Origin of the sequence: Liquorilactobacillus sicerae (assembly GCF_029916425.1) — a bacterium.
In the GTDB taxonomy this organism is placed as follows: Bacteria; Bacillota; Bacilli; order Lactobacillales; family Lactobacillaceae; genus Liquorilactobacillus; species Liquorilactobacillus sicerae.
The window spans coordinates 1-425 of the sequence record NZ_JAHAVQ010000285.1 but is presented as its reverse complement, the minus strand read 5'-3'; the positions used below and the strand labels follow the sequence as shown (position 1 = coordinate 425).

The following is a 425-nucleotide window of genomic DNA, read 5'->3' as shown; positions in this document are numbered from 1 at the left end:
ATTAAGCTAAGTGCTTCCTGTGTTGAAAGCAATTGGGTTTGTTGATAATTAGGACCATCATTCATTAAAATATGTTCGCCCTTTTCGTTTAATTCGCCAATATCAAAAATAATTGTGTCGGCCTTCAATTGCTGAGATAATGCTACCGATTGATTAATCAAATCAGTATCGACCAAGTCGTCGGAATCCATGAAATACACATAAATACCCTTTGCTTGTAAAAGTCCGTTGTTCCTAGCGACCGATTGTCCTGCGTTAGTTTGATGGAAAACTTTAACGCGTCGATCTGAATCGGCAGTTCGCGACAAAAAATTTTGCGTTTCCAAATTCGAACCATCATCAATAATGATCAATTCCAAATTAGAGTAGCTTTGCCTCAAAATACTTTTAATGGCTTGATCAAGAAAATCCAGTTGATTATAAAC

General features: G+C 36.5%; 1 protein-coding gene. It reads right to left on the bottom strand.

From position 1 onward, the window contains the following. Positions 1 to 425 (bottom strand): glycosyltransferase family 2 protein (locus KH893_RS12465; RefSeq protein WP_281166360.1); only part of this gene is annotated, 425 nt, incomplete at both ends.